Origin of the sequence: Mesorhizobium sp. M4A.F.Ca.ET.020.02.1.1, assembly GCF_004022645.1 — a bacterium.
Classification (GTDB): domain Bacteria; phylum Pseudomonadota; class Alphaproteobacteria; order Rhizobiales; family Rhizobiaceae; genus Mesorhizobium.
In genome coordinates, this window is the sequence record NZ_RZOI01000665.1 from 1 (window position 1) to 3,316 (window position 3,316).

At 66.0% G+C, this 3,316-nt stretch carries 5 protein-coding genes and 1 pseudogene; 1 reads left to right on the plus strand and 5 read right to left on the minus strand.

Annotation, left to right across the window (positions count from 1 at the left end; all coding sequences use genetic code 11):
* A partial coding sequence (locus EN742_RS28870) for an SMP-30/gluconolactonase/LRE family protein (RefSeq protein WP_148670330.1) occupies positions 1 to 748 on the minus strand: 748 nt, incomplete at its 3' end.
* Between the two features lie 286 nt (positions 749 to 1,034).
* Between EN742_RS28870 and EN742_RS28875 the strand changes: the two genes are divergently transcribed.
* Positions 1,035 to 1,202: a hypothetical protein gene (locus EN742_RS28875; protein ID WP_126057436.1), complete on the plus strand. Its 168-nt coding sequence runs from the start codon at positions 1,035 to 1,037 to the stop codon at positions 1,200 to 1,202.
* A gap of 160 nt (positions 1,203 to 1,362) precedes the next feature.
* On the opposite strand, the gene EN742_RS28880 is transcribed toward EN742_RS28875, so the two are convergent.
* The 4 genes and pseudogenes from EN742_RS28880 to EN742_RS28900 form a co-directional block, all read right to left on the minus strand.
* Complete coding sequence (locus EN742_RS28880) at positions 1,363 to 1,947, minus strand: DsbE family thiol:disulfide interchange protein (RefSeq protein WP_126057435.1); 585 nt, start codon at positions 1,945 to 1,947, stop codon at positions 1,363 to 1,365.
* Entirely contained in the window at positions 1,944 to 2,132 is a 189-nt protein-coding gene (gene ccmD / locus EN742_RS28885) for a heme exporter protein CcmD (RefSeq protein ID WP_126057434.1), read from the minus strand. Before ccmD ends, EN742_RS28880 begins: the two co-directional genes overlap by 4 nt.
* A 121-nt stretch (positions 2,133 to 2,253) precedes the next feature.
* Positions 2,254 to 2,919: a heme exporter protein CcmB gene (gene ccmB, locus EN742_RS28890; RefSeq protein WP_126057433.1), complete on the minus strand. Its 666-nt coding sequence runs from the start codon at positions 2,917 to 2,919 to the stop codon at positions 2,254 to 2,256.
* A gap of 211 nt (positions 2,920 to 3,130) precedes the next feature.
* A pseudogene (locus tag EN742_RS28900) lies at positions 3,131 to 3,316 on the minus strand (heme ABC transporter ATP-binding protein CcmA); the annotation flags it as partial.

The window sequence follows — 3,316 nt, forward strand, 5'->3', positions numbered from 1 at the left end:
CGGCGGCGCTTGTCCAGAGTCGGCCGGCCTCGTCGAGACGGAACCCGTCGAACAGCCCGGCCGTGCAGTCGGCGAAGACCTTGCCGCCCGAAACCTTCTTGCCACCCTTGCCGACGTTGAAGACGCGGATATGCGCCGGGTTCTTGGCGCCATGCGTGCGGCCGGTATCGGCGACATAAAGCAGGCTTTCGTCGAGCGAGAAGGCAAGCCCGTTGGGTCTCACCATGTCGGTGATGACGGCATCGATCTCCCCCGTGCCGGGATCGACCCGGTAGACGTTGCAGGCGCCGATCTCGCTTTCTGCGTGATTGCCCTCATAGTCGGTGTCGATGCCGTAGGCCGGATCGGTGAACCAGATCGAGCCGTCGGACTTCACCACCGCGTCGTTCGGCGAGTTGAGCCGCTTGCCGCGCCAATTGTCGGCGATGGTGATGACCGAGCCGTCATGCTCGGTGCGGCTGACGCGGCGGCCCGAATGCTCGCACGTGACCAGCCGGCCCTGCCGGTCGACGGTGTTGCCGTTGGAATTGCCGGACGGCTGGCGGAACACGCTGACACTGCCGTCGGTCTCGTCATAGCGCAGCATTCGGTTGTTGGGGATGTCGGACCAGACGAGGTAGCGGCCGGCGGCGAACCAGGCCGGACCTTCCGCCCAGCGGCAGCCGGTGAACAGCTTCTCCACCCGCTCGTTGCTGTTGACCAGCCGCGAAAAACGTGGATCGAGAACTTCGTAATCGGCGGCCGTCATGCTTTTCCTCCGGGCATTTCAGAATGCGCGGATCAAGCCAGTCCGCTAGCCAGAAGGCAATGTGCGAATACGCAGTTGCAATACAAAAAGGGCGAGAGTTGGCGTATGGCTTGTGGCCCGGCGACCAGCCCCGCGGAATTGACGTCGCATTAACCGGCTATGCGCCCAGCGCAATGGTGCATTGCAACATCTTCTTTTTGCAACGCACCAATCCTATGTCATGCTCCGTATCGATCAAGGGAGGAACAATTCGCCGCGGCAACGCGGCACGAAAGGAACCTCTACCATGATCTTCGACAACCTCGTCACCCGCGCTCGCACCAACATCGCCAAGCGCCGCCAGTACAACCGCCTCGTCGCCGAAATCGACAGCTTCTCCAGCCGCGATCTGGCCGACATGCGCGCCGACCGCTCCGAGATGCTCTACCAGATCCACAAGCAGATCTACGGCTGAGCTTTTCGGCCCAACCAGCTCCGCGCTGTCAGGCGCGTTGAGATTCAGGTCAGGCCGAGTCGAGAATGGTGGATTCCGAGAACCGGAGCGGAGCGTACTTAGGTACTGGAGCACCGGAAGCGCAGGAAGCCGCCGTTCGCAGGCCGGCATCACCTGGATATCAATGCGCCGCCAGCGCCTTTTCGATCTGCGGCAACAGCAGCGTCTCCGCCGACTCGGCGGTAATCGGCCCGACATGCTTGTAGGCGATCTTGCCGTCCTTGCCGACGACGAAAGTTTCCGGCACGCCGTAGACGCCCCAATCGATAGCCGCCCGCCCGGCCTCGTCGACACCGATCGCCTGGTAGGGATTGCCGACCTCGCCAAGGAAGCGCCGGGCGTTCTCCGGCTCATCCTTGTAGTTCAGCGCCGCCAGCACAAAACGCTTGTCCTTCGACAAAGCGAGCAGCACCGGATGCTCGTCGCGACACGGCGCGCACCATGAGGCGAAGACATTGACCAGCGTGACCTTGCCGGCGAACGACTTCGAATCGAGCCCCGGCAGCGTGCTGCCTTGCAGCGGTGGCAGATTGGTCTGCGGCGCCGGCAGGCCGATCAGCGCCGACGGCACTTCCGACACGTCGCGGCCGGACAGGAGCTGCGACAGGAACAGCCCGGCCAGCCCCAGGAAGATCAGCAGCGGCAGCAGGACGAACAGGCGACGCGCGCGCGGCGCCGGCGTTCCGGTTTCCGTGCTCTCAGTCATGATTTCGCGCCCTTGTCCTTGAGGGCCTCGCTCTTGTCGGAGCGCCGCCGCACGCCGGCGGCTTCGAGCTCGGCGAGATCGCGCTTGCGCCCGCGCTGGTCGATCAGGATCCATGCGACCAGCCCCGCCAGCACCAGCGCCGTAATGGCATAGGCAGCCGTGACATAGAGCGCATGCGCACTCATGCCCGCCGCTCCGCGCGGATGCGGCATTCCGGCCCGGCCATTTTGCCCTGCTTGTTCATGCCTTCCCTTAGCCTCGCCGTTCCGGCTTCGCAATTGGCCGCCGCGCCGCAGCCCGTATCGCTCAGTCCGTCCCATGGCGCAGCGCCAGCGCCGCCGCCGCCGGCCCGAGCACGGCAAGAAACAGCGTCAGCGCGGCAAGAATGAGGAAGGGCTGCAGGAACGGCGCTGGGTCGGCCACCGCGCCATAGCTTGCCGAGACGCCGAAGATCAGCACCGGAATGGTGAGCGGCAGCACCAGCACCGAGATCAGCAGCCCGCCGCGCGGCAGTGCCACCGCGACCGCGGCGCCGGCCGCCCCGATCAAGGTGATGGCCGGCGTGCCGACGAGAAGCGTCAGCGCGGTGGCGCCGATGCCGGCCGGCTCCATGTTCATGAACAGCCCAAGCAGCGGTGCGGCGACCACCAGCGGCAGCACGCTGCCCGCCCAGTGCGCCAGGCATTTCACCAGCACCGTCAGCGCCAGCATGTGGCGGTCGTGGCCGAGCACCAGAAGATCGAGCGAGCCGTCCTCGCGGTCGGCCTGGAACAGCCGGTCGAGGCCAAGCAGGCAGGCGAGCAAGGCCGCGATCCACAGGATCGCCGGGCCGATACGGGCAAGCAGGTTGAGGTCCGGCCCGACGCCGAACGGGATGGTGGCGATGACGGCGAGGAAGAAGATGACCCCGGTGAGCGCGCCGCCGCCGGCACGGATCGAGAGGCGGATATCGCGCAGGAAGAGGGACCCCATTATGGTGCGGTCCCCTGGTTAGGTGTGCGTTCCTTCGCGCCCCCCTCTGGCCTGCCGGCCATCTTCCCCACGAGGGGGGAGATCAGACGTCGCCGGCGATTTCGCCAATCACCAACATTGAAAAGATGAGCGGGGCGCCGGAGCTGCCAGTCTCCCCCCAAGTGGGGGAGATGGCCGGCAGGCCAGAGGGGGGCGCCGTAGAGCACCGACATCAACCGGCCACCCTCATTTGCAGCTCGCGCGCCCCTTCCAGCCCAAGCGGCAGATGCGTCGCCGCCACGATGATCCCCCCATCCGCAAGATGCACCCGCATCAGTCCGCCAAACCTCTCCTCCGACGCCTTGTCCAACCCCGCCGTCGGCTCGTCGAGCAGCCAGATCGGCCGGTGGCTGACCAG

Bases quoted from the DNA above. Each gene is read 5' to 3' on its own strand.
- EN742_RS28880 (WP_126057435.1), bottom strand. From the start codon at position 1,947: ATGACTGAGAGCACGGAAACCGGAACGCCGGCGCCGCGCGCGCGTCGC.
- ccmD (WP_126057434.1), bottom strand. From the start codon at position 2,132: ATGAGTGCGCATGCGCTCTATGTCACGGCTGCCTATGCCATTACGGCG.
- ccmB (WP_126057433.1), bottom strand. From the start codon at position 2,919: ATGGGGTCCCTCTTCCTGCGCGATATCCGCCTCTCGATCCGTGCCGGC.
- EN742_RS28875 (WP_126057436.1), top strand. From the start codon at position 1,035: ATGATCTTCGACAACCTCGTCACCCGCGCTCGCACCAACATCGCCAAG.